The sequence below is a fragment of the Treponema sp. Marseille-Q4523 genome (assembly GCF_016901105.1).
Classification (GTDB): domain Bacteria; phylum Spirochaetota; class Spirochaetia; order Treponematales; family Treponemataceae; genus Treponema_D.
In genome coordinates, this window is sequence record NZ_JAFEVM010000004.1 from 22,154 (window position 1) to 47,404 (window position 25,251).

17 protein-coding genes are annotated in these 25,251 nt (G+C 51.9%); 13 read left to right on the top strand and 4 right to left on the bottom strand.

The annotated features are described in order from the left end of the window. Window positions 1-36 precede the first annotated feature (36 nt). Complete coding sequence (locus tag JSQ97_RS01900; protein WP_205074500.1) at window positions 37-2,256, bottom strand: peptidase U32 family protein; 2,220 nt, start codon at window positions 2,254-2,256, stop codon at window positions 37-39. A 166-nt stretch (window positions 2,257-2,422) separates the two neighbouring features. Continuing rightward, entirely contained in the window at window positions 2,423-3,571 is a 1,149-nt protein-coding gene (locus tag JSQ97_RS01905) for a lipoprotein TP_1001-related protein (RefSeq protein WP_205074501.1), read from the bottom strand. A 300-nt stretch (window positions 3,572-3,871) separates the two neighbouring features. Here JSQ97_RS01905 and JSQ97_RS01910 point away from each other — a divergent pair, with 300 nt between their 5' ends. Both JSQ97_RS01910 and JSQ97_RS01915 read left to right on the top strand, forming a co-directional pair. Beyond that, entirely contained in the window at window positions 3,872-4,843 is a 972-nt protein-coding gene (locus JSQ97_RS01910; RefSeq protein ID WP_205074502.1) for a hypothetical protein, read from the top strand. Then, window positions 4,840-5,367 (top strand): hypothetical protein, encoded by a 528-nt coding sequence (locus JSQ97_RS01915; RefSeq protein ID WP_205074503.1) that lies wholly within the window; start codon window positions 4,840-4,842, stop codon window positions 5,365-5,367. The genes JSQ97_RS01910 and JSQ97_RS01915 overlap by 4 nt, the downstream gene beginning before the upstream one ends. Before the next feature lie 97 nt (window positions 5,368-5,464). Here JSQ97_RS01915 and JSQ97_RS01920 read toward each other — a convergent pair whose 3' ends face one another. Further along, window positions 5,465-6,964 (bottom strand): glycine hydroxymethyltransferase, encoded by a 1,500-nt coding sequence (locus tag JSQ97_RS01920; protein ID WP_205074504.1) that lies wholly within the window; start codon window positions 6,962-6,964, stop codon window positions 5,465-5,467. Between the two features lie 295 nt (window positions 6,965-7,259). Between JSQ97_RS01920 and JSQ97_RS01925 the strand changes: the two genes are divergently transcribed. The 7 genes from JSQ97_RS01925 (at window position 7,260) to JSQ97_RS01955 (ending at window position 14,801) form a co-directional block, all read left to right on the top strand. Continuing rightward, complete coding sequence (locus JSQ97_RS01925) at window positions 7,260-9,224, top strand: TRAP transporter permease (protein ID WP_205074505.1); 1,965 nt, start codon at window positions 7,260-7,262, stop codon at window positions 9,222-9,224. A gap of 185 nt (window positions 9,225-9,409) precedes the next feature. Next, window positions 9,410-10,396, top strand: a complete 987-nt coding sequence (locus JSQ97_RS01930) for a TAXI family TRAP transporter solute-binding subunit (protein ID WP_205074506.1) — start codon at window positions 9,410-9,412, stop codon at window positions 10,394-10,396. A 249-nt stretch (window positions 10,397-10,645) separates the two neighbouring features. After that, window positions 10,646-11,125 (top strand): flavodoxin, encoded by a 480-nt coding sequence (locus JSQ97_RS01935; protein ID WP_187383627.1) that lies wholly within the window; start codon window positions 10,646-10,648, stop codon window positions 11,123-11,125. Window positions 11,126-11,225: 100 nt separating this feature from the next. Next, a complete protein-coding gene (locus JSQ97_RS01940; protein ID WP_205074507.1) occupies window positions 11,226-11,519 on the top strand; it encodes a DUF4491 family protein in 294 nt (97 codons plus the stop codon). A 21-nt stretch (window positions 11,520-11,540) separates the two neighbouring features. Beyond that, a complete protein-coding gene (locus JSQ97_RS01945) occupies window positions 11,541-12,317 on the top strand; it encodes a helix-turn-helix domain-containing protein (RefSeq protein WP_205074508.1) in 777 nt (258 codons plus the stop codon). 209 nt (window positions 12,318-12,526) lie between these two features. Further along, window positions 12,527-13,699, top strand: coding sequence for an alpha/beta hydrolase (locus JSQ97_RS01950; protein WP_205074509.1), 1,173 nt, complete (start codon window positions 12,527-12,529; stop codon window positions 13,697-13,699). 241 nt (window positions 13,700-13,940) lie between these two features. Continuing rightward, window positions 13,941-14,801 carry a leucine-rich repeat protein gene (locus JSQ97_RS01955; protein ID WP_205074510.1) on the top strand — a complete coding sequence of 287 codons (861 nt, stop codon included), beginning with the start codon at window positions 13,941-13,943 and terminating at the stop codon, window positions 14,799-14,801. Between the two features lie 157 nt (window positions 14,802-14,958). On the opposite strand, the gene JSQ97_RS01960 is transcribed toward JSQ97_RS01955, so the two are convergent. After that, entirely contained in the window at window positions 14,959-15,633 is a 675-nt protein-coding gene (locus tag JSQ97_RS01960; protein WP_205074511.1) for a Crp/Fnr family transcriptional regulator, read from the bottom strand. 423 nt (window positions 15,634-16,056) lie between these two features. On the opposite strand from JSQ97_RS01960, the gene hcp reads away from it, so the two are divergent. From hcp to gap, 4 genes are all read left to right on the top strand, one after another. After that, window positions 16,057-17,694 (top strand): hydroxylamine reductase, encoded by a 1,638-nt coding sequence (gene hcp, locus JSQ97_RS01965; RefSeq protein ID WP_205074512.1) that lies wholly within the window; start codon window positions 16,057-16,059, stop codon window positions 17,692-17,694. Window positions 17,695-17,879: 185 nt separating this feature from the next. Further along, window positions 17,880-22,439, top strand: coding sequence for a 2-hydroxyacyl-CoA dehydratase (locus tag JSQ97_RS01970; RefSeq protein ID WP_205074513.1), 4,560 nt, complete (start codon window positions 17,880-17,882; stop codon window positions 22,437-22,439). 22 nt (window positions 22,440-22,461) lie between these two features. Then, on the top strand, window positions 22,462-23,823 hold the full coding sequence (locus tag JSQ97_RS01975; protein WP_205074514.1) for a hypothetical protein: 1,362 nt from the start codon (window positions 22,462-22,464) through the stop codon (window positions 23,821-23,823). Between the two features lie 112 nt (window positions 23,824-23,935). Then, complete coding sequence (gap, locus tag JSQ97_RS01980; RefSeq protein ID WP_486389576.1) at window positions 23,936-24,982, top strand: type I glyceraldehyde-3-phosphate dehydrogenase; 1,047 nt, start codon at window positions 23,936-23,938, stop codon at window positions 24,980-24,982. Window positions 24,983-25,251: the final 269 nt, after the last annotated feature.

Here is a 25,251-nt window from a genome sequence, read left to right on the forward strand (position 1 = left end):
AAAACCGCGTTCCCGGTCGGGTCGATCGGCTCGCGCTTATTTTTTTGTTCGGGGGCGGGTTTCCGCTCCCCGCGATTTTTGTTCCTCGACGCGTTTCGGCGAATTAAAGCCTCCGGACGAATAAAATCCCTCTTTCCAATTAAAGCGGTACGCACCATTGAGCGGGATTTTTTTTACAAGCGAATTCATCACTTCTCGCAGCTGGGGTTTTGTCACCTTTGTCTTCGAAAAGTCGATTAAAATGCGCTTGATGCCGTCGCCGTAGAGGAGATCGCATTTATCCGTCACCGAAAACGCGGTTTCCGGCATGACGAACGAACCGTCCGGCGTCGAATTGACTTTAAACGAAGCGCCCTCTTTATCGGTAAAATACGTAAAATCGTATGAGGGCGGCAGTTTGAATCGCAGGCGGAAAAGCGCGGGATATGCGAACACGGGCACGAGGATGCGGGAGCGGACGGAAGGCGAAAACGTCGCCAAAAGATTTTTGCGCGAATTCTCATAAGGCATAACGAAGGCACCGATGTTTTGATTTTCGAGCCACGAAACCGCCCAACGGTTGAACGTGTAGAGGTAGGGACCGGTGATGACGTTGACGCCTTTTTTGCCTTTAAGCAGCGCGATATGAGCGACATTGTTTACGATAAACGTCGTAAAGCCGTCAGCGATGAGCGCATCGAGCGTTTGCCGCAAGGAGTTTTCGGTTTCGGGCGGACAAAAGGGATCGAGGGAAATGATGAGCTGCTTTTTGGAAAGCGGCAGCACCGTTTTGTGATTTACAAGATCGTAAGATGTTTCGCCGTTCAGTTCGATAACGACGCGCACGGGATGAGATGATTGGACGACGAACACATCCGCTATGGACGATACCTGTACGTATAAGCCTTCGGGAAAAAACTGCAGATCGTTTTTGCCTATGGGCGTCAAATCGAGTACGGGAAGCTGTTCGTCTCCCGGCTGCCTCCGATACTGCGACACATCGCGCGCGAGGACGCGAGTGTAGCGCTTCGATGCGGCTTTCATCTGCAAGAGGTATACGCTGTCGCCGACTTTAAATCCGCCGGGTACGTCTATCCATCGAGTGCCGTCTTCAGCCGTTTCCGCGTTGTGCACTTTGCGGCTTACGCGGCCGGAATCGTCCCTGCGGTGCAGGCGGATCGAGTCTCCGGGATCGGGATCGTAGGAGCCGCCTTTTAAGCGCGCCATCTGCACGCGAAGCTGTTCCGGAGGAGTATCGGGTGCGGCGTTTTTCTTTTCCGCTTCGACGAGGGCGGCGGGAGCGGGTTTCAGCGCAGCGATTGTACCGAGGCAGATGCCCGTACCGCCCGCCTGATCGGGGTTCAATATTTCCTCGCCCGCCTTTTCGATGCCTTCGGCTTGCGTTTTAAAATTATACCAATACGACGATTTCGACCGGGCAAAATCTGATGCGAGCATGCGCTTCGCCGTTATGACCGCGCCTTTTTTATCTTCCTTCCAGTGATCCATAACATAGCGGTAAGCGGCGACGACGGTACCGACATATTCCGCGCTTTTCATGCGCCCTTCGATTTTAAATGAAGCGACGCCCGCCTCTTCGAGGTCGGGGATTTGAGAGACGAGTTCAAGATCGCACGGCGAAAAATAATATCCTTCCGAAATACCGCCGCTTTTTTCCGCCGCATAATAGCGGCGGCACGCCTGCGTACACATACCTCGGTTTGCCGACTTGCCGCCGAGAAAACTTGAAAAAAGGCATAGTCCCGATTCGCTTACGCACAGCGCGCCGTGCACGAATACTTCGAGTTCGGCCGTCGTCGCAGCTTTTATCGATTTGATTTCTTCGAGACCGAGTTCGCGTGCGAGGACAACGCGCTTGACCCCTTCCCTGCTCAAAAGGTTTACGCCCGCTGCGCTTTCGACGTTCATCTGCGTCGATGCGTGCAATTCCATCGACGGAAAAAACTGCTGCGCCATGCGGATGACGGCAAAATCCTGCACGATAAGCCCGTCGGGCTTTACCCTGTCGAGGTAGGCGAGGAGCCGGTACAGCTTTTCCGTCTCATGTTCTTCGCATACCGTGTTGACCGTAACGTATATTTTTTTGCCGAGCCGATGAACGGCATCGACAGCCGCTTCGAATTGATTCCACGCAAAGTTCGTCGTACGAAGCCGCGCGTTAAAGCTTTTGAGACCGAGATATACCGCATCGGCACCTTCGCCGATAGCCGCGTCGAGCGATTCGATATTACCCGCCGGCGCCAATAGTTCTGCCATAATCGCAACTATAGCAGAAATCGGAACGAAACACTACTGGAACGGTACCGTTCTCTGCGTTTCAGACAGGGAGCTTGTATTCGACACCGATACGGCGCGTGATGCATCCGCATCGTCCGTATCCGGTACACGTCGACGGCGATACGGCGGGGTATCGGCGCTCTCGTCATTCTACGGGATTGACCGCGCCTTTTACGATTTTTTCTACCCTCCAATGCTCTTTCGCTTGTTCAATGATATCGCCGAGCGTACCGTTTTCAGCGGCAATCCTGAGCGCGATACAGCCCGATCGCTTGAGCATCTTCGAAGCCGTTAGGCCGCCCGTGCTCGCCGCATCACCGGGTAAAGCGCTTTTCCAAATACCTTTTCCCGCAATCTTTTGCGCGGTGTCTTTTACGTTTTCATTGCTCCATGCCGCAGTCTCCGGATGCGCATATAATACGGCATCGAGGATATCGCCGGTAAAATCGTTGACGAGTATGATCGCGTCTTCTTTGTCTCCCAAACACGCTTTTTCGTTCGGCGACCAAATATCGCGGACGGTAGGAGAGGTATACCATCCCGACGAAAGCGACAGGTCTCTGCCCGTTTCGCTCGCGCAGCCGTCGCCTTTTGTGCGCAGGTGAACGACGATGACATCCCCCGCGCGGACTTCGGCAGCCGGAAGCGTAAACGCTTTGTCGATGCCGTCCGCCGCGCTTTGAATCGCAAGCCCCGCGACATTTCCGTCCGTGAGCGCATAGAGTTCGACGAATTCGCATTTTGCATCTCCTCCTCCGCTCGGTGCTGATGCGAACTGCGGATGGACACCGCTGATGACGATTTTCGGAATGCGACTGTTGAAGCCTATAAAGGGTACGCAGAACGTAAGCGTATTCCCGTTTTCATCCCGCGCTTCGCCGTACAGCGCGTATCGTGCCCCCGCTTCGAGCGCTTCCGATGCCTCCGCGATCGTCCTCCTCCCGTCATCATCGTAAGAGAGGCTGACCGAAATGCCGTCCGTCTCACCCGACACCGCTTTTAAGGCGGACGAAAGACCTCCCTGCTCGCTAGAACCTTCTCCGCCCGAAAAAGGCGTCGTTCGAGTGATGATTGCGCCGGTGATCGTTACGGGTTCGGAAAACGAAAGCGACACGCGCTTCTCGCTTTCGGCGACATAGGATTCCAGCACCGGAGCTGCATAATCGCCGTGCAGCAGCTGCAGACCTTCATCCGTCACTTTGCACGAAATCGGACAAAGCGCAAACGATACGGTCGCAGTCAAAAACGCCGTTTGTAAAAACCGTACAAGTACCCGTATGTATTCTTTTTTCACTTTCGACCTCCCGACTGTAGAAGCGCCGCCGATCGATCCGAGTGCAAAACGATCGGCAGCTGTCCTACAGTCCGTAATATAGATCGAGAAATTATGACAAAAAGAGGAAGTTTTTTTGAAAAAAGATTGAAACCGTAAAAAAATCAAAATTACCTCTAAAAATTACAGCTTTTGAACGTTCCCGTTTGCCTGTCCGGTACATCCCGCATCCTCATACTCGGACAAATCGATATAAGGGCATCTTTAAAAAAAGTGAAAAGGACTTCCTCTTTTTGACACTCTGCGACGATTTATACTGTGATGAAAACGGACACCATTATACGCGCGGCGGATATTGCCGCGTACGCCGATTTACATGAAGACGGAATGCTCTGCGCGATTATACGGCAGGCGTGCACACTTTCCGCCGGAGAAATCATTGTCGGGAGAGAGACCGTCACCTTTAAAACGCACGGGGTGTTCCGTGAAAGTATGAGACTTCCGCCGCCTCTTGCGAAGCGTCTTGTCGGGCATATAGCGTCGCTTTCTCATTTGAACGGAAGGACAAAATTGTGCGGCCGATTTATTCACCGCGGCGCGCATCCCCTTTTGATATGCACCGCCGTCGTGCAGGGCGGTATCGTGCTTCGCCTGCCGTGCTCTTCTCGCGTTCTCCCGCCGCTTGAAGGACTCGGTTTGTGCGGCGCTCAGATAGAAGGGCTTCGAAAATTGAGCGTGCAGCAAAGCGGGCTTACGATTTTCTGTTCGCCTGCAGGGCACGGTATTCCGACGGCTGCGATATCGATCTTTTCCGACATGAAGCGGATGAGAAGTGCGTCCCGCGTAAAACCTCCGTGTATACTCTACTTGCACAGCGAAACGAGCGTACGTACGGCTGTCGAAGCGTTGAACTCGAACAAACTCGTCTTTGCGCTGCTTGCCGCATCCGATGTCGCGTCCGCTTTTGTACAGTTTAAAAAATATCGCGCTTTTTCCGGCGATATCGCGGCATTTGTGCGCTGTATTATCGCGCACGAGCTTTTGTACGACGGAAGCGATATCCATTTGCTCTTCGATATCGCGTTTCCGGTGCGCCCGCTTAAAATATCGTTAAACGGAGGATCGCCTACTCCCGATACGGACGATCCGTTTATACATTGTACGAATGTTGCCGCCGAAATACTTAGATCGCTGAAAAGGCATTCGCGTCTGCTGCGTACGGTAAAACCGGCCGTATCGGACAAATCGATTGTATCGTGCGGGAAGAAATTCGTGTACGAGGCGGCAAGATGAAAAACAAATCGATGATCAAAGCGGAAAGCGTGACTGCGGCCGAAAAGACCGGATCGAAAAACGGATGCAGAGCGAAGAAAAACGGCGGACTTCACGTTTTTGCAAAATTGAAATTCGCGTTCGCTGCGATGTGCGTTCTTTGCTTTTCGTTTCCGCTCTACGCGCGCAGTCCCTATCGCATAAAGGGCGAAGTGTCCGTCGGAGCGGATGCGGCGTTTTACGAATATGCGGGCATCGCGCTGACATTTTACAATGCAAGCGGACGGGCGGTACGAAAGTTTTTTGCCGTCGTTTTTTTAAGCGGAAGCGACGAGGAATCTTCCTTTACGGACGGGAACTGCATTGTGCTCGAATACGATGAAAACATCGCGCCGTATGCTGTCGTAAACGCGGAGTTCAGCCTCGACGATTATATTTCGGAAATGCCCGATGAAGCGTATCGCATCGATTTTTTATACGTGAGCAAAATCGAATACGATGACGGCAGCGTTTGGGAAGATCCCTACGGCCTACATGCGAAGTGAGCGGCTCTCGCACCGCAGCGTTTGCCGCGCCGCGTAGCCTCGATTTTATCAAGCGGCAGCGTCCGCGGCATCGTCCGCGGATTTGACGACGGATAATTTATCTGACGAATTCTTTTTTCAAAAACGCGAGGTCGAGTTCGGGGTAAAGCACGTGCTTTGAAAGGAGCGACCGTACGCGCTGTTTCGCTTTTTCCTGCACGACGGGATCGAGGACGATTTTCCCTTTTGCCGGTTTTCCGTCTTTTGTCGTGCCGGGCTTCGTGCCTTTCAGCACCGAATCGATGATCGAAGCGATTTCTTTCATGTCGGTTTCCGTCATGCCGAGCGTCGTGATGCCCGGAGTTCCAACCCGTATGCCGCTCGTCCACCACGGACCGTTTTTGTCGAAGGGGAGCGAGTTTGCGTTGAGCGTAACGCCGCACTGAAACATCGCCGCTTCCGCCTGTCGTCCGGTCAGTCCGTAAGTCGTCACATCTATGAGCATGAGGTGATTGTCCGTGCCTCCCGTCTGCAGTTTCATGCCGAGTGAAGCGCATGCCTGCGCGAGGGCGCACGCGTTTTTGACGACATTGTGCGCGTATTCGCGGTATTCGCTCGTAAGCGCTTCTTTGAATGCGACCGCTTTTGCCGCAATGATGTTTCCGAGCGGTCCGCCTAAAACCATCGGGCAGCCTTTGTTTACGTCGTCGATGAATTCTTTTTTGCACAGTACGAGCGCTCCCCGCGGGCCGCGCAGGGTTTTGTGCGTCGTCGACGTGACGATATCCGCAAAGGCTACCGGATCGTAATCTCCGGTAAACACTTTGCCTGCGACGAGACCCGCGAAGTGCGCCATGTCGACCATGAGCACGGCGCCGCACTTGTCCGCGATTTGGCGGAACCGTTTGAAATCGATCTTGCGCGGGTAAGCGGAAAAGCCTGCAAGCAAAATGAGCGGCTTTACTTCCATCGCCTGCTTTTCGATCGCGTCGTAGTCGAGCAATCCGCTTTCTTTATCGACCGTGTACGGAATGCTTTCGAACATTTTTGCCGAAACGTTCATGCGGTATCCGTGCGTGAGGTGTCCGCCCGAATAATAATCGAGACCCATGAGGCGCTGCCGCCCGAATCGTTTGCGCAGTTCTTCCCATTGCGATCCCGTCAAATCGGACACGCTTTTTACGCCGAACGATTCAAGCGTCGGCATTTCGATTTTGTGATTGAGGATTGCCCAATAGGCGACGAGGTTCGCATCGCAGCCCGAGTGCGGCTGCACGTATGCGTAATCCGCGCCGAAAAGTTTTTCGGCTTCCCTCGCCGCGCAGGATTCGACCGCATCGATGTTTTCGCAGCCGCCGTAATAGCGGTGTTCGGGATAGCCTTCGGCGTATTTATCGGTGAGGAGATTTCCCATCGCCGCCTGTACGGAAAGCGAACAGTAATTTTCGCTTGCGATGAGTTTTAAGTGGGCGCGCTGCGTTTCGAGTTCTTTGACGACGCTCGCGGCTATTTCAGGTGCGATCGCTGCCGTCTGCTGCAGATTTGCGACGTAAGAAGTCATCGCGGCGTTCGGTTTTCCGTTGCATGATGCAAGATAATTTTCCAAAGGACTTGCCATAGATTTCCATATCTCCTCAAGTGTAATACGCGAATCATAATCGAATCGAAAAAAAAATGCAATCTTCCGAATGCGCTCCGGCGATCGCGTGTTCCGTGTCGATATCGTGATTGCCTTATACCTCTTGATAGAAAAAATTATAAAGTTGCAAAATCATATGTTCTCGATACTGCGTTTTCAAAATCAAAATCATTGACTTTTCCGATGTATGTTTATACAATCAACATCGCATTTTCAAAGTTACTTCTAAAAACTGCAGTTTTCAGAGGTTCCCTATAAATTTTTAGGAAGGCGTATGCCGAAATCGACCGAAGCTGCCCTTGCGCAAAAATTGCTTGAAGACACGGATACCGATTCCCGAACCAGAGTGTATACCGGGCCGACGGAAAAGGTCATTTCGATTTTGCTCTGCGTTTGGGTCGTCTTTCAGCTCTATTTCAATACCGTCGGAGTGATGAGCGCCGTAAACCTGCGCGCGTTTCACAGCATTTTTTTGCTTTTGTTCGCGTTCCTGTTATATCCTGCAACGAAAAAAGAAAACAGAAAGCGCCGCTTTCCTCCCGTCGTCGATTTTTTTCTCATCGCGTTTGCTCTTTTTACGTTCGGTTATTTTATACTTCATTATACGGCGGTCGCTCGAGGCGGCGGCCGCGTTACGCCGTTTCAAATCGCCGTTGCCGCTCTTGCGCTTGCCGTCGTTTTTGAAGCCGCCCGCCGCACATCGGGCAATCTCGCTTTTCTTGCGGCGCTCTTTCTTGCGTATAATTTTTTCGGAAAATATATTCCGGGGCAGCTCGGACACAACGGCTTTACGATAAAGCGCGTACTCGTTACGCAGTTTTGGGGCACTCAGGGAATCTTGGGCGTCGGCGTCGGTGTGTCTGCGACGTATATCTTTTTATTCGTCGTCTTCGGCTCTTTTTTAAAGCACAGCGGTTTTTCAAAATTCATCAACGATTTTTCTTTGACACTCGTCGGGCGCACGCCGGGAGGGCCTGCAAAAGTCGCCGTCTTAGCATCCGCCCTCATGGGCATGATAAACGGATCGGCCGTCGCAAACGTCGCAACGACCGGTACGATTACGATTCCGCTTATGAAGCGGACAGGCTACAAAAAAGAATTCGCCGCTGCGGTCGAAGCGACGGCGAGTACCGGCGGTCAATTCTGTCCTCCAATCATGGGCGCCGTCGGCTTTGTCATGGCGGAATTTTTAAACATAAGTTATACGACAGTCATGCTTGCCGCGATCGTGCCCGCGTTTTTGTATTACTTGGGGATCCTGCTCGCCGTTCATTTTGAAGCGAAGCGCATGGGACTTCCCGGTCTTTCCAAAGAGCACATCCCCGATGCAGTGAAAGTGCTGAAAGAGCAGGGACATCTTGTGCTCCCGCTCGTGCTGCTTATCGCGATGATGGCGAAGGGATTTACGCCGCTTCTTTCGGCAGTCGCAGCGATTTTTGCCGCCGTCGGCGCGAGCTGGCTCCGAAAAGATACGCGTATGACAGGCGATAAAATAATCGCCGCCTGCGTCGAAGGCGCGAAAGGTGCCGTCGGCGTCGGAGTGTCGTGCGTTATCATCGGCGTCATCATCGGGACTGTGACGCTGACAAGTCTTGGTCTCAATATGGGCTACGTGATTTTAAACGTCGTGCCGAACAAGAGCATCTATTTGACGGGACTCCTTGTCATGGTTATGTCGACGATATTGGGGATGGGCGTTCCTGGCGTTGCGGCCTACGTTATCGTGCAGGCAGTCGCCGTTCCCGTTTTAATAAAGACAGGCGTACTTCCGATAGCTGCGCACTTGTTTTGCCTCATCTACGCATGTCTTTCGAATATCACGCCGCCGGTCGCGATCAGCTGCTATGTCGCAGCCGGCATCGCAGGTTCGGATCAGCTTAAAACGGGACTGCTTGCCGTGCGGATAGGGCTTGTCGGATTTTTGATCCCGTTTTTCTTTTTGGCAAATCCGGTGCTGCTCATCGGAAGCGGAAGCGCACCTTTTGCGATGAGCCTCTGGTCGATGTTTACGGCATCGGTCGGAACGGTCACGCTCGTCGCGGGTCTTGAAGGATGGCTTTTGCGCCGCGCATCCCTTTTCGAACGGCTCTCTCTCATTGCGATCGCCCCCCTTTTGCTCTATGCGGGCGTCGCCTCCGATGCGATCGGCTTTGCGCTCCTCGCTGCGGTGAGCATTTATCAATACGTAAAAAACCGAGTGCCGGCGAAAAAGATTTCCGATCCGGAAGCGCGCTCATAAGCGGAGGCTCAAGAATACGGTTACGCGATAAAATATCCGTTAATAATTATTAATGCCGGTGCGATGCTTGTTTTTGTTCTGCGAAAACGCACGGTTGATTTTTTGAAAACGGAAGTTTTAATAAAGACTGCTTCTAAAAGCTCTGTCGGTTTTTAGAGGTTTGCATAAGTTTTATAGGGGTGAATATGAAAAACGTATCTATGAAGATCGGTTTTGCCGCGGTTTTTGCGGCTGCCGTACTTGCTGGCTGCAGCGGAAAAAAAGCTGCGCCGGGCGGACACGAAAAAGTGACGATTAAATTTCCGACGGCATCCGCTTCGGGCGCGCTCTATGCGGTAGGAGCCGCGATCACGAATGTGTGGGACACGAAAATCGATTTTGTGAGCGCGTCGAGTCAAGCGTCGAACGGCGGCATCGACAACCTCAATCAGATCGCCGACGGAGAGTCGCAGGTGTCGATCGCGGTGAGTTCGAACTGCTTTCAAAGCTATAAGGGTACCGACAGCTTTGAAGGCGCTGCGAATAAAAATCTCCGTATCATAGCGGGGTTGTATTTTAATCCGAACCAGGTCATCGTTACAAAAAAGTCCGGCATCGCATCTCTTTCGGGCATCAAAGGCAAACATTTTGCCGTCGCCGCTGCGGGATCGAGCGTTGAAGGCGAGTGCAAAAACCACTTTACCGCGGCGGGCTTGAATTATCCGTCCGACATTCAAACCGAATACATCGCGTTCGGAGATGCTGCCGACATGCTCCAAAACGGCACACTCGACGGCGCATGGATTATGAGCGGCATTCCCGCAGCCGCCGTTTCGCAAGCCTGTTCGTCCGGGTGTACGCTCGTTTCGATCGGAGACGATATCCTCGAAAAGCTTCGTTCATCCTATCCGTGGTATGCGCGCTATACGATTCCCGCGGGAACCTATCCCGGACAAAACGCCGACGTCGGAACGACGGCTATTAAAATGCTGATGTTTTGCAATTCGACGCTCGACGATGAAACGGTATATATGCTCACAAAAACCTTTTGGGAAAACGTCGACGAACTCGGAAATGCGCAGCGCAATTTAAAAGGATTGAAGGCGCCGGATGCGGTAAAGGATATTGCAGACTTGCCGCTGCACGAGGGCGCGAAGCGCTATTACCGCGAAATCGGCGTTTCCGTCGATTGACGGACTCGTCCGATCTCTGCCGAAATTCCTGCCGCGCGGTATGGCGACGCTGTGATTTGCACTTGCGGTGCGGCAGGGATTGAAGGGACGGCGAAGCCGTTCCGAAGCGAGCGACGCGAGCGGAGGAATGAAGCCTGAGGGCGGAATCCCGAAAAGCCCGGTTTTTGCGGCGCAGGCGCAAAAAGCCGCCCTGAAGATATTTAATAAATTTGATATGAAATTTAATAATTGTTAAGAGGATGAACGGATATGGCGAAAAAATTGGTTGCGTTTTTCAGCGTAACGGGTAAAACTTCTTATGCGGCGCACATGCTCGCGGAGGCTTCGGGCGCGGATCTGTATGAGATCAAGCCTGTAAAGCCGTATACGAGAGCGGATTTGGATTGGATGGATAAACGATCGCGAACGAGCAGAGAAATGTCCGATCCGTCGTTTCGGCCCGAGATCGCGGGTGGAGATGCGCATATTTCCGATTACGATGTGATCTTTATCGGTTTTCCCGTTTGGTGGTCGATTGCGCCGTCGATTATCAATACCTTTGTCGAGAGCTATAATTTCAGCGGCAAAAAAATCGTGCTGTTCGCGACGGCCGGCGGAAGCGGTTTCGGTTTCGATAAGGCGATTTCGAATTTGCAGAAAAGCGCACCGAAAGCGAAGATCATTGGGAGCAAAGTGCTGAACGGTGAACAGGATCCCGCATCTCTTTCCGAGTGGGCGGAGAAGTTTTGATTTTGGAAGTGCAAAGGAACATGGAAAATTTTCCGGAAACGGCGGCGAACATAAAACGGCAGGGGGACGATTGCGTCCGTTGCTGCGTGCGGGGCGCAACATGAACATCGAAGCGATTATTATCGGTGTTGCGTCTCTTGCCGTTATCGGGCTGTTTCATCCGATCGTTATAAAATGCGAATATTATTTTTCCTCTAAAGTGTGGCCGATTTTCCTCATCGCGGGTCTCGCGTTTTTGGCGGCGGCGCTCTTTTCCGACGGTATCGCCGCATACGTTTCGGCTCTTATCGGTACGGCTTGCTTATGGAGCATCGTGGAATTGAAGGAACAGGAAAAGCGTGTCGAGCGGGGCTGGTTTCCGAAAAATCCCAAACGAAAAGACGGCGCCGAATGAGGAAGCGGCGCCGCGAACGGTATGATATATAAAGACGATCGCATTGTCTTTCGGGCGCGATACGACGATCCGCAAGCGCACAAACATTTTGCAAAGCACGTTCTCATTTCGGCACGACCTTTTACCTGTACGGCGGAAAAGGAGAGTGAAAGTCTGTGTTCGGCCGTCATTCAATCGAACGTCATGCACTGTGTTCGGCGAAACAAGGATGCGCCTATGGCGGTGTTTTTGATCGATACGACGTCCGAGCTTTCACGGATAATCGACGATGAACTGCTTAAAGGAAAAAACTTCGGTGCGCTTCCGATCGAAATCGAAAAGCATCTCATACGTATGCTTGAGGACGGGGAGCCCTTGGAAGCCGTAGATGAATATCTTGTCGGCACTCTCGCCATGCATGCAAAGCAAAAAAAGCGGAAGGCGAACGGTGCATCCGTATTCGGCGATATGTGCAAGAGCGAGGGAGAGCGGAATATGGACTGCCGCATCGCCGAAGCGATACGTCTTATAGAACAATGCGAAAGTATCGAAAGCGATGCATACGATACGATCCCTCGGATGCTGTGTTTGAGCAAAAGCCGATTTTTACATTTGTTTAAAGAAAAAGTCGGCATCGATTTTAAAAACTATCTTCTTTTAAAAAAACTCGAAAAAACCTGCCGCTGCGTTATCGAAAAAGGCATGAGCATAACGGACGCCGCAATCCTTGCAGGCTTTTCAAGTTCTTCGCATTTTGCGACCGCCTGTAAAAAATACTGCGGCATATCGTTTACGGACTTTCTCAAAAGCGGAAGCTGATACCGGTAATATCGCTTAAAAAAATCTTGCCGAAATTCTTTGCGCGCTCTAAATTACTTCACTTCGACGAAAAAAATCGAGAGCTTGAAAAACAGCGTCCTGATGGAAGTATTTTCCGATTCGACCCTTTATTCTGTAATAAATCGTACGTTGTCACTCGCCTGAAACTTTAGGGCAGGTTTCTATAAAAATATTTATTTGGAGGAATTATGATTCAATTTAAAGTCGGTTTATATAATTTAAACGACAATGCAAATTATAATTTTCAGTTTAATAGGCTTATCAACTGGGACGGAGGCGACTTGGATGAAACGGCCGCCGTGTCGCGCAGCATTCGCACGCACGACGACTGGAAGCATACGCTCATCCGCTTGGGAGACAATGCGCTCAAAGAAGACAGAACCGAAAACGCGATCGCCTATTACCGCATGAGCGAATTTTTTATGGCGGACGGCGACGGCGACAAGCTTGCGTATTATAAAAAAGCCGCCGATTTGTTTTACGCGCACTATGCCGATTATTTTTCGTCGGGTACGGTTGAACGCTTCGACGTTCCGTTCGGTTCGATCCGTCTTCCGGTTATGCACACAAAAGCCGGCATGAGCGCTTCGCATAAAACTCCGAAAGGAACGATACTTTTGCACGGCGGAAACGACAGTTATTTTGAAGAGCTGTTTTTTCCTATGCTGTATTTTGCCGAAAACGGTTACGATGTGTATCTTTTTGAAGGGCCGGGACAGGGCGGCGTTTTGCGTGTGCAGGGATCGACTTTTACGCACGAATGGGAAAAACCGGTTACGGCGATCATCGATCATTTCGATTTGGACGACCTTGTTATCGTCGGCGCTTCCTTGGGAGGGATGCTTGCGCCCAGAGCCGCCGCATTTGAAAAACGCATTAAGCAGGTTATCGCATGGTCGGTGTTTCCGAATTTCTTGCACGTAGCCCTCTCTGATTTACCCGATGCGGTGCAGAACTTTTTTAAAACGCTGCTGCGTCTTCGCTTAAAAGGCATTATAAACGCCGTGTTGTACAGTCAAGTAAAAAAAGACCCCGCTTTCCAATGGGCGCTCAATCACGGCATGCACGCATACGGCGTAAAAAGCCCGTACGAATGGATGCAAAAAATGAACGATTTTCAAATGCTCGATATTGCGGACAGAATCGATCAGGACGTATTGATTTTGCAAGGCGCAAAAGATCACTTTATCGATTGGCATTTATACCGAGAAGAAATCGATGCGCTCACCGGTGCAAAATCGGTAACGTTCAGGCTGTTCACCGACAAAGAAGCGGCGTCGAACCACTGTCAATGCGGAAATACCCGCCTCGTGCTGGACACTATGCTGGGCTGGCTGGAAACCGTACGCACATCAAGGTGAGTCTGTTCCGCCTGCATGATCATCCGCGAGATGCCGATCGATTCTTTTGCGGACCAGTCGGCGTTTTTTTTGCGCGAAATGAAAACAAAGGCAAACGGCGAAATAGAATCATACATTGATAAAAGATGTGCGCGCAAAGCATTTGGAAAAAAAATTAAAATTCATTATAATTATAAAGTATGATACGATGCCCGTAAACCGGGTGTGTTATGTGTATTCGACACAATACCAGGAGGTGTTTATGAATACGAAAAATTCAAGACTGTATACAAAAGTATACAGGGGGGGGGTACTGCTTGCCGGTATCCTGTTGGCTTTCAGCGTATTGAGCGGCTGTAAGGATGCTTCCGACAGCGAGGGCGGCACAGCCGGCAGTGGGGGGAGCGGAAACTCTTCGCAGTACACAAAGGTTGCTTACAGTGATTTGGCCGGCTACCTTGCAAGCGCTTCTTCGACCGAAGTCAACTATATCGAAATAACGGGAACCATACCGGCGGCGGATTTAATCGGTACTAATACTTCAGGCGTTTATACGCCGAGTACATTGGGGACCGCATTGAAAGCGTCCGGTAAAAAGATTGCGCTTAAATTGCCCTCAAGTGTTGCGGCCGGTACATCAATGGCAAACTGTTTTGCAGAGTGTGACAAGATTGTTTCGGTCGAAAATATTCCTGCTGGTGTTACCGATATGACCAGCTGTTTTGTTGGATGTACCGGATTGACGGGAGCGCCGACTATTCCGAGCGGTGTTACGACGATGCATAGTTGTTTTGACAGTTGTACCAGTTTGACGACGGCACCCGCCGTGCCGGAAAGTGTTACGACTCTCGGTTTTTGTTTTGCGGGATGTACGGAATTGAAAAATGCGCCCGTCGTTCCGGCTGCAGTCAATACGATGTTCAGCTGTTTTAACGGTTGTTCGAAGCTTACATCCGTTACACTCAAATGTAATTACGTTCCGGGTTCGTTTAATCTGGCTTTTAAAGACTGCAGCGCTCTGGGTGCGGGCAGCATTACCGTTCCGCAAGGGCAATTGGGCAGCTATCAGGGCGGTGCAATTGCCATGTCTATAAATCAAGACAGATTCAAAAAAGCGGACTGATTGCAGGTAAAAACGTACAAAGAAATCGCGCGGTGTCGCAGTTTGTAATCCTCACACCGTGCGATTAAGGACTTTCAAATTTGATGCCGATCGATTCCTTTTCGGACCGGTCGGCGTTTTTTTGCGCGCAAACGGAATCCGTGTTTTTGAATCGCCTCTATTTTCCCTGTGACTTCGTTTTGTTCAGCACGAAGTGATTTTTTCGAAACGTGATGAGACCGTCATTTTGCATTTTTCCGAGTTCTTTCGAAAGAGCCGTCCGTTCGAGGTTGAGGTAGTCGGCGAGCTGCTGTCGGTCGAAGGGAATGTCGAATTCGGTGTTTTTCTTTTTCAGCGAAATGAAATTCAGATACGACAGGAGTTTTGCGCGGCTCGTTTTGCGGGCGGTATGAAAACTCCGCTCCGACAGCGCGATATTTTTGCGGACGGAGATGGCAAGGAGATTCGATAAAAGTTTTACGAGCCACGGCTCTCCCTGTGCCGGTAAGTTTTTGACCGCTCCGATTTTAAAAAATACGATGCGGCTGTCTTCGTTCGCGCACGCATCGACGAGGAGAACGGTGTTTTCCAAAAGCGCGTAGGTTTCGCCGAAAAACTGCCCTTTGCCGATATAGCCGAGTATCGTGCGATTGCCCCACAGATCGTTGTTTTCGATGATGACGCTTCCTGAAAGCACCATGCCCATCGTATCGGTCGTGTTTCCCGCATGGAAGATGATTTCGCCTTTTTTATATACGCGTTCGCACACGCCGAGCGCTGCCGCCGCGCGCGCCGTTTCTTTTTCATCCATGCCGTTGAAGATCTTCAGCGAACGAAGCATCGCCGTATCCACTTGCGCCTCCTTGCGCCGCCCTGCCCGATAAAATCGATATGAAATCGGCGTGGTTTTTACCACATCATCACATGCGTCATTTTAGTATACTCGAACTGTAAACGCAAGCGTTTGAACTGTAAGGGCAGAGCAACCGCAGCGGAAATGTATATGCGGAAAGGAAGCGTATGATTACATAAAAAAGGCGGAACGCGAGGCAGCGGGACTGCCGCCGAACCGCTCTGACCGATGGCAAGCAATCTCTTTGTAAAAAGAGATTGCGCAGTCCGATTCCGATCACGGTCAGCCGCGGTGAACGGCAGGGCTGCTGCCGGGAGTGCAGCCGATTTTTTGCATTACACGCTGTCTTTTAGAGGATATAGATTCCGGTACGGTTATCCTGAATATACAGTACGAAATTATACAGAAGAACAAGAGGTATCTATGGACGGTAAGATGTTTTGTTTCCAATGTCAGGAAACTGCGGGCGGCAAAGGCTGCACCGTTTCGGGTGTCTGCGGTAAGAAGCCCGATGTGGCGGCGATGCAGGATTTGCTTATCTATGTGACGAAGGGGCTTTCGTGCGTAACGACGAAGATGCGCCAAGCGGGGCTTCCTGTAAGCAAAGACGTTAATCATCTCGTAACGCTCAATTTATTTACGACGATTACGAATGCGAACTTCGACAGAGAGTCGATCATTAAGCGGATCGAAGAGACGCTCGCTGTGACCGAGCGCCTTTTGCCGTGCGTATCGGGCGGTGAGGGGCTTCCTGAAGCTGCGACCTGGAAAGGCGATGTTTCGAGTTTCGATGCGAAAGCTTCGACGGTCGGCGTTCTCGCTACGAGCGATGAAGACGTTCGCTCTCTGCGCGAACTTATCATATACGGTTTGAAAGGATTGGCTGCGTATTCGAAGCATGCGAACGCGCTCCTGCAGGATGATGAAGAAGTCGATGCCTTTATTCAAAAGGCGCTTTCGAAAACGCTCGATGCGGGTCTTTCGGTCGACGATCTCGTCGCCCTTACGCTTGAAACGGGAAAATACGGCGTTCAGGGTATGGCGCTTTTGGATAAAGCGAATACGGGCGCGTACGGAAATCCCGAAGCGACGACGGTCAATATCGGTGTGCGGAAAAATCCCGGCATTTTGATTTCGGGACACGATATGAAAGATATGGAAATGCTTTTGGAGCAGACGCAGGGGACGGGCGTCGACGTGTACACGCATTCCGAAATGCTTCCGGCGAATTACTATCCCGCATTTAAAAAATATCCGCACTTTGTCGGAAACTACGGAAACGCGTGGTGGAAACAAAAAGAAGAATTCGAAAAATTTCACGGGCCCATTTTGATGACGACGAACTGTGTCGTGATTCCTCCCGACAGCTACAAAGACCGCTTGTGGACGACGGGCGCGACGGGCGTTCCCGGCTGCCGTCACATTCCGGGCGCATACGGCGAAAAAAAAGATTTTTCGGCGATCATCGAACAGGCGAAAAGCTGCGAGGCGCCTGAAGAGATCGAAAGCGGAACGATCGTCGGAGGATTCGCGCACGAGCAGGTTTTTGCGCTTGCCGATAAAATCGTTGCTGCAGTAAAATCCGGTGCGATCAGAAAATTCATCGTGATGGGCGGTTGCGACGGCAGGATGAAGTCGCGCGAATACTACACCGAATTCGCAAAGCGGCTTCCGAAAGACGTCGTTATTTTGACGGCGGGCTGCGCAAAGTATAAATACAATAAATTGAATCTCGGCGATATCGGCGGCATCCCGCGAGTTTTGGATGCGGGGCAGTGCAACGATTCGTATTCGCTCGCGCTCATCGCGCTCAAGCTCAAAGAGATTTTCGGTCTCGACGATATCAATAAACTGCCGCTCGCGTTCAATATCGCGTGGTATGAACAAAAGGCCGTCATCGTGCTCCTTGCGCTTTTGTACCTCGGCGTAAAAAACATTCACGTGGGTCCGACGCTCCCGGCGTTCTTGTCGCCGAACGTTTTGAACGTGCTCGTAAAGAATTTCGGTCTTGCGACGATCGGCACCGTCGACGACGATTTAAAATTGTTTTTAGGCGAATAAATCGAATACCGTGCGATCCGCTTGCGCCCTGTGTCCGGCGGATCGCGCGGATCTTTTACGGTACCGTATGTGCGCATAGGATCGCACCTGTCGTCAATTTGTAAAATCGTTCAACTTGCCTATTTTATGCTTTACTACTATTATAATAGAGAGAGTTAAAACGGGCGAGAATTAACAAGGAATTTATGGCAGTAACACAGACCGCTTTACATAATGAATTGCTTCCGATCCGTATCGGCATCGATGTCGGCTCGACGACCGTAAAGATCGCCGTACTCGACGACGACGATACGCTCATATACAGCGACTACGAGCGCCACCGTGCCGATATCCGCAGTACGATCATATCCGTCGTAAACAAAGCTCTCGACTTCCTCGAAAAAAATATCGCGGGAGGAGCGGAACGGGCGGTCACCGTCAAAGTGACCGGATCGGGAGGATTGTCCGTGTCGCAGTGGCTTTCCGTTCCGTTTATTCAGGAAGTCATTGCGGCGACGACTGCCGTCAAAACGATCATCCCGCTCACCGATGTCGTCATCGAACTCGGCGGCGAAGATGCGAAGATTACGTATTTTAAAGGCGGCGTGGAGCAGCGCATGAACGGTACGTGTGCGGGCGGTACCGGAGCCTTTATCGATCAGATGGCCGCTCTCCTTGAAACGGACGCCGACGGTCTCAATACGCTTGCAAAAGACGCGCACACGATCTATCCGATTGCCGCGCGGTGCGGCGTTTTTGCGAAAACCGACGTGCAGCCGCTCATCAACGAAGGCGCCCGCCGCGAAGATATCGCCGCATCCATTTTTCAAGCCGTCGTCAACCAAACGATTTCCGGTCTTGCGTGCGGAAAGCCGATACGCGGTCACGTCGCGTTTTTAGGCGGCCCGCTCCACTTTATGGATCAGCTGCGTGAACGCTTTATCGTTACGCTGAAATTAAAAGACGACGAAATCATCGTCCCGGAAAATTCCCAGCTTTTCGTTGCGCAGGGCTGCGCGTATTCGGCCGACCGCCGCTATTCGGGTATGCCGGATTTTGCTTTTCCGACGATCGCCGATTTCAGAAGCAGCCTTTCGAACCTCGTCGGCGCGGAACTCAGCGAAGTGCAGCGCTTGGAGCCGCTGTTTAAAAGTCAAAGCGATCTCGACGAATTTGTCAGCCGGCATGCAGAAGAAAAGGCGAAGCGCGGCGATTTGGATAGTGTCAAAGGCCCCGTCTTTCTCGGTCTTGACGCGGGTTCCACGACGACGAAAGCCGTACTCATCGATCAGGAAGGAAGGATCCTGTGGGATTTTTATGCGGCGAATGCAGGCAATCCCGTCGATCTTGCCGTCAAAGTTTTAAAAGGCTTGTATGCGCGGCTTCCGAAAGACGTGTACATCGCGCGTGCGGTTTCGACCGGTTACGGAGAAGCGCTCTTTCAAGCGGCGCTCAACGTCGATGCGGGCGAAGTCGAAACGATAACGCATTTTCGCGCGGCGGACTTTTTCGTGCCGGGCGTCGAATTTTTACTCGATATCGGCGGGCAGGATATGAAATGCCTTCGCATGAAAGACGGCGCCATCGTTTCCATTCAATTGAACGAAGCCTGCTCTTCCGGCTGCGGCAGCTTTCTCGACAATTTTGCGCGTACGATGGGTATGGATGTGCGCGAGTTCAGCAAAAGGGCGCTGCTTGCCGAAAAGCCCGTCGACTTGGGAAGCCGGTGTACCGTATTTATGAATAGCCGCGTCAAGCAGGCGCAAAAAGAAGGCGCATCCGTCGCCGACATCTCCGCCGGTCTTTCGTATTCGGTTATTAAAAACGCACTTTTCAAAGTTATTAAATTGCGCAAAGCGAGCGACATCGGCACGAAAGTCGTCGTGCAGGGCGGTACGTTCAACAACGACGCCGTGCTGCGCGCGTTCGAAAATATTTCGGGCGTGCACGTGTTCCGTCCCGACGTTGCAGGCCTCATGGGAGCCTACGGTTCGGCGCTTATCGCCTACGATCAGTGGCTCGATCTTTCGGCTCCGAAGCCCGAAGAGGGACCCGGCGCTCCTCGGCATGAAGTCCGTTCGGGCATCGCCACGCTTTCGGATCTCGATTCGTTCAGCGTCAAGCTCGATCTCCGCCGCTGCGGCAAATGCCAAAACAACTGCCTTTTGACGATCAACACGTTCAGCACTGGCGGCTTCGAGCGGAAGTTCGTAACGGGCAACCGCTGCGAGCGGGGAGCGGAACTCGACGGCAATGTCCTCGACGCGAGCAATAAAAAAGCGACGAATATCGAAGCGGGAAAAGAAGCGAAGCTTCCGAATATGTTTGCGTGGAAATACGCGCGGCTTTTTAACAATTACGTTCCGCTCCGTGCCGAAGATGCGCCGATGGGAGAAGTCGGCATCCCGCGCGTACTCAATATGTACGAAAATTATCCGCTGTGGTTTACGTTTTTCACTTCGCTCGGTTTTCGCGTGCGCCTTTCATCCCGATCGTCGCGCACGGTTTACGAAAAAGGGCTTGAAACGATTCCGTCGGAGTCGGTGTGCTATCCGGGAAAGATTTCTCACGGACACGTCGAAAGTCTTTTGCAGCAGGGTATAAAATTTATTTTCTATCCGTGCGCGCCCTACGAACTGCAGGAAGATTCGACTGCGGGCAATCACTATAATTGTCCCATCGTCACAAGCTATCCCGAAGTGTTGCGCAACAATATCGATTCGCTCAGACAGGATTCTTCCATTTTGTACATGGATCCGTTTTTGCCGATTTACGATAAAGACCGTCTGGCCGTGCGCTTGGCCGAAGAGCTTATCCCGCACTTTCCGGAATTGACGAAAGAGCGCATCTCGCGCGCAGTCGACGAAGCGTGGAAAGAAGAGGAAAAGTTTCGGCGCGACACGGAAGAGAAGGGTATCGAAGCGATCGAAGAGACGATCAGGCGCGGCGCAAACGGCATCGTGCTTGCAGGTCGTCCGTATCATCTCGATCCCGAAATCAACCACGGTATTCCCGAACTCATAAACGATTTGGGACTTGCGGTCTTTACCGAAGACAGCGTCGCACATTTGGGCAGCATCGAGCGGCCGCTGCGCATCATCGATCAGTGGACGTATCACAATCGATTATACCGCGCGGCGTCCTTCGTCACCGGTATGCCGAACATCGAACTCGTGCAGTTGACGAGTTTCGGCTGCGGTCTCGACGCGGTCACCGCCGATCAGGTCGACGAAATCATGCGCGCAAAGGGACGCATGTATACGCTTATTAAAATCGATGAGGGTGCAAACTTGGGCGCGGTGCGCATCCGCATCCGCTCGCTCATCGCAGCGGTAAAAGAGCGCGAGAGACGTCATCAAAAGCCCGTCGTAAAGAGCGCTTCGTATCAGAAACAAGTGTTTACGAAAGAGATGAAGTACACGCATACGATCATCGCACCGCAGATGTCGCCGATCCACTTCCGTCTCTTTCAAAAAGCCTTCGAATATTCCGGCTATAAATTCGTCGTACTCGATGCGGTCGATCCGCGCGCCGTCGATATCGGTTTGAGATTCGTCAATAACGACGCGTGTTATCCGTCGATCCTCGTCACGGGGCAAATGATCGCCGCCCTCGAATCGGGTAAATACGATTTGAATCATACGTCCCTCATCATTTCGCAGACGGGAGGCGGCTGCCGCGCGACGAATTACATCGGCTTTATCAGGCGCGCTTTAAACGATGCGGGCTGGGGACATATCCCCGTCCTTTCGCTGAACGCGAACGGTCTCGAACAAAATCCGGGATTTAAAGTGACGCTCTCACTCCTCGAACGGCTTATCATGAGTTCGATGATAGGAGACGTGCTCATGCGCGTTTTGTACCGCACGCGCCCCTACGAAAAAGTGCAGGGGTCGGCGAACGCGCTTTACGAAAAATGGAACGGTAGGGCGGAGATTCAGCTGCGCTCTCTTTCAATCCGCGGTTTTCACAAACTTGTCAAAAACATCATCGACGATTTCGATGCGCTGCCGCTTTTGCCGATCAAAAAACCGCGCATCGGCATAGTCGGAGAGATTCTCGTCAAATTTCATCCGACGGCGAACAATCAGATCGTCGATACGATCGAGCGGGAAGGCGCGGAAGCGGTTATGCCCGACATGGTGAACTTTTTCCTGTATACGTTTTCGACCGGCATTTTCCGCCACGAAAAACTCGCGTTCCCGAAAAAGACCGAAACGATCGCGCGCCTTCTCGTGTGGTTTACGGAATCGTTCAGAAAGCCGATCGAAAAGTACCTGCGCAAAAGCCGCCGCTTCGACGCGCCCGAAACGATTTACGAACAGATGAAAAGCGTCGACGATATCGTGCAGCTCGGAAACATCACGGGCGAAGGCTGGTTCCTCACGGCGGAGATGGTCGAACTTATCAAAACGGGAGTGCCGAGTATCGCGTGCGTGCAGCCCTTTGCGTGTCTTCCGAATCACGTTACCGGAAAGGGCATGATAAAAGAGCTCCGCCGGCGCTTTCCCGGCGCAAATATCAGCGCGATCGATTACGATCCGGGTTCGAGCGAAGTCAATCAGCTCAACCGTTTAAAGCTTTTGTTGTCGAATGCTCCGATCGGAAAGCATCCCGACGAAAACGAAGAGGGCATGATCGTGATGAGCGACGGTTCTCTCGTAAAGCCCGAAATACGTTTGGCCGAAGGGGCTGTAAGCTTTACCGATTTCGAACCCGTTGCGGCGGGAAACCGTCCTCCGGTGCTCGCGCCGGTGCATGCATAAACGAGTGCAGGAGGGGATGTCGATGCGGAACGCTGCCGAAAAATTAATAATTTTACTTTCTTTCGTGTGCGGAGCGGCGAATGTGCTTTTCGCCGGGGGCCTCGTCCCCGATTCGTCCGACATACGGAAAGAGCTGCGCGAAACGTGGTTTGAAGCCCCTCTTTCGTTCGTCAGAGAAAACCGTACCGAAGTGCGCACGGCAAAAGACGGAAACCTCTTTCAGATCCGCCTTGAAGAAACCGATACGACTTTTTCCGTCGTAGTCGCTCCGCGCACGGAAATGCCGGTCGACGTATATTCCGAAAGCGGCAAAACGACGGCGGTACAGGACGTCTATTCGTCATCGTCGCCGGGGAGCTGGATCCTCGTCCGGAATAAGCGTTCGGGAAATCCTATTTGCGTGCGTTATTATTTTGCCCCCGACAGCGGCGTATACGTCCAATTTTCTCCGCTCGGAAAAAGCGCATACGGAGACTTTGTCGTATTCGGAAGTTATTGCGCGCGTCAAGTTCCGACGGGTCTTCCTTTCGAGCGCTTTTATGCGATGTCGTTTTCCGATGTCGCAGCTCTCACGAAAAATACGCTTCCGTGGCGCTATAGCGTCCGGCGGGAAGGCGCATACGATACGACCCTTTCGATGATACGAATCATTCGTTCGCGCCTCGCAAACCTCGTCTATGCCGACGACGCGATGTACGACGAAAACGGAGATCCCGTGTCGATTTTGACCGGTGCGCCCCGCCGCATGCACGCCGAAGATGCGGGCAAAATGTCGCTTTCTTCCGCGGGATTCGTCAAATGGATCGCCGACGGCATCGTCTATCCGATGACGAGAGGCGGACTCAAGCGGCTGCCTCTCCTCGAACACACCGTCAACTACGATCCCGTAGGTTTTCAAGGCGTCCTTTCGGAAAAATACAATATATCCTTTGCGCTCGACTGGACGCGCAATCTGGCATCCGCCGTGTTTTCCGTCGCGACCGGCAAAACCTACCGATATCCCGAATCGGGCGTCGATATGACCGAAGATCCGTTTGCCGCGGAGATGACGGCGGACGGCGTAAAGAATACCGTCGGGTATGTCAAAGATTCAGGCTATCCCGCGTCTTCTCTCGCTCCGCTTTTGTACGTCTTTGCAGCCGAATATCCCGGCGAATGCTACCTTGCGGCGATCCGCGAAACCGACCGCAAAAGAATTCCCGAAGTGCACACGTTCAATCAATGCGCGATTTTCTTTCCGTATTTCGACGACGCCGGAAAATTTCAGTGTGTCGTATTCCGAAACAATGCCGAAGCGACGCTCGCAGAATTCTCGCGCACGTTTCAAGGCGATTTTATACATCTCGTGCGCGTGCGCACGACCGCGACTTTCAACCCGCAGTAAAACCGCTTTCGGATACTCTCGCAGCGGCGTTTTAATCAACTTGACACTGGCTTTTATAAAGCGTAAAATTATCCCCGTAAAATGATTTTATTAACAAGGGGTTATTAGTATGATTAAAGTCGGTATCAACGGTTTCGGTCGTATCGGACGCATGGTATTCCGCGCTGCGGTTTCAAACTTTAACGACATTCAGATCGTCGGCATCAACGATTTGCTCGCTTTCAATAAAGCCGATCCTTCGAAAATGCTGATCGATTATCTGGCATATCTGCTCAAATACGATTCGGTTCACGGCCGCTTTGAAGGCAAAGTCGAATTCGACGATCAGCACCTTATCGTAAACGGCAACAAGATCCGCGTCTTTGCGGAAAAAGATCCCGCGAATATCAAATGGGGCGAATGCGGTACCGATGTCGTCGTCGAATCGACAGGCTTTTTCCTGACAAAGGAAGCGTGCGAAGCGCACATCAAAGGCGGCGCGAAAAAAGTCGTCATGTCGGCTCCTTCAAAGGACGACACGCCGATGTTCGTTTACGGCGTCAACGACACGACCTATGCGGGACAGACGATCATTTCGAACGCGTCCTGCACGACGAACTGCCTCGCTCCTCTTGCAAAAGCGATCCACGATGAGTACGGTATTAAACGCGGTCTTATGACGACGGTGCACGCATCGACGGGTACGCAGCTTACGGTCGACGGTCCGTCAAAAGGCGGAAAGGACTGGAGAGGCGGACGCGCCGTATACAACAACATCATTCCGTCGACGACGGGTGCTGCGAAAGCGGTCGGCAAAGTTATCCCCGCGCTCAACGGTAAGCTCACCGGCATTTCGATGCGCATTCCGTCTCCCGACGTATCGGTCGTCGATCTTACCTGTCAGCTTGAAAAGGCTGCGGGCAAAGACAAAGACGAAGCGTACAAAAATATCTGCGAAACGATGAAAAAAGCCGCGAACGGCGCGCTCAAAGGTATCGTCGCGTACACCGAAGATCAGGTCGTTTCGACCGACTTCACGGGCGACAGCCATACGTCTATCTTCGATGCGCACGCAGGTCTCGCGCTTGAAAATGATTTCGTAAAATTGATCGCATGGTATGATAACGAGTGGGGCTACTCGAACAAGCTCTGCGAAATGATCCGCGTGATCAGCAAGTAAGTATTTTGCACGGTCGTACGCACTTGCTTCGACCGTGGGTACGACAACGAATGGGGTTACTCGAACAAGCTCTGTGAAATGATCCGCGTGATCAGCAAGTAAGTATTTTGCACGGTCGTACGCACTTGCTTCGACCGTGGGTACGACAACGAGTGGGGCTACTCGAACAAGCTTTGCGAAATGATCCGCGTGATCAGTAAGTAAGGGTTGCGCCTCGTCGCTCGGATTATTTTTAATAATTATTAATAGATAAAACCGGTCGGTGCGTG

Excerpts from the sequence above, each read along its gene's own strand:
- JSQ97_RS01900 (WP_205074500.1), bottom strand. The coding sequence starts at position 2,256 with ATGGCAGAACTATTGGCGCCGGCGGGTAATATCGAATCGCTCGACGCG.
- JSQ97_RS01910 (WP_205074502.1), top strand. The coding sequence starts at position 3,872 with ATGAAAACGGACACCATTATACGCGCGGCGGATATTGCCGCGTACGCC.
- JSQ97_RS01915 (WP_205074503.1), top strand. The coding sequence starts at position 4,840 with ATGAAAAACAAATCGATGATCAAAGCGGAAAGCGTGACTGCGGCCGAA.
- JSQ97_RS01920 (WP_205074504.1), bottom strand. The coding sequence starts at position 6,964 with ATGGCAAGTCCTTTGGAAAATTATCTTGCATCATGCAACGGAAAACCG.
- JSQ97_RS01925 (WP_205074505.1), top strand. The coding sequence starts at position 7,260 with ATGCCGAAATCGACCGAAGCTGCCCTTGCGCAAAAATTGCTTGAAGAC.
- JSQ97_RS01930 (WP_205074506.1), top strand. The coding sequence starts at position 9,410 with ATGAAAAACGTATCTATGAAGATCGGTTTTGCCGCGGTTTTTGCGGCT.
- JSQ97_RS01935 (WP_187383627.1), top strand. The coding sequence starts at position 10,646 with ATGGCGAAAAAATTGGTTGCGTTTTTCAGCGTAACGGGTAAAACTTCT.
- JSQ97_RS01940 (WP_205074507.1), top strand. The coding sequence starts at position 11,226 with ATGAACATCGAAGCGATTATTATCGGTGTTGCGTCTCTTGCCGTTATC.
- JSQ97_RS01945 (WP_205074508.1), top strand. The coding sequence starts at position 11,541 with ATGATATATAAAGACGATCGCATTGTCTTTCGGGCGCGATACGACGAT.
- JSQ97_RS01950 (WP_205074509.1), top strand. The coding sequence starts at position 12,527 with ATGATTCAATTTAAAGTCGGTTTATATAATTTAAACGACAATGCAAAT.
- JSQ97_RS01955 (WP_205074510.1), top strand. The coding sequence starts at position 13,941 with ATGAATACGAAAAATTCAAGACTGTATACAAAAGTATACAGGGGGGGG.
- hcp (WP_205074512.1), top strand. The coding sequence starts at position 16,057 with ATGGACGGTAAGATGTTTTGTTTCCAATGTCAGGAAACTGCGGGCGGC.
- JSQ97_RS01970 (WP_205074513.1), top strand. The coding sequence starts at position 17,880 with ATGGCAGTAACACAGACCGCTTTACATAATGAATTGCTTCCGATCCGT.
- JSQ97_RS01975 (WP_205074514.1), top strand. The coding sequence starts at position 22,462 with ATGCGGAACGCTGCCGAAAAATTAATAATTTTACTTTCTTTCGTGTGC.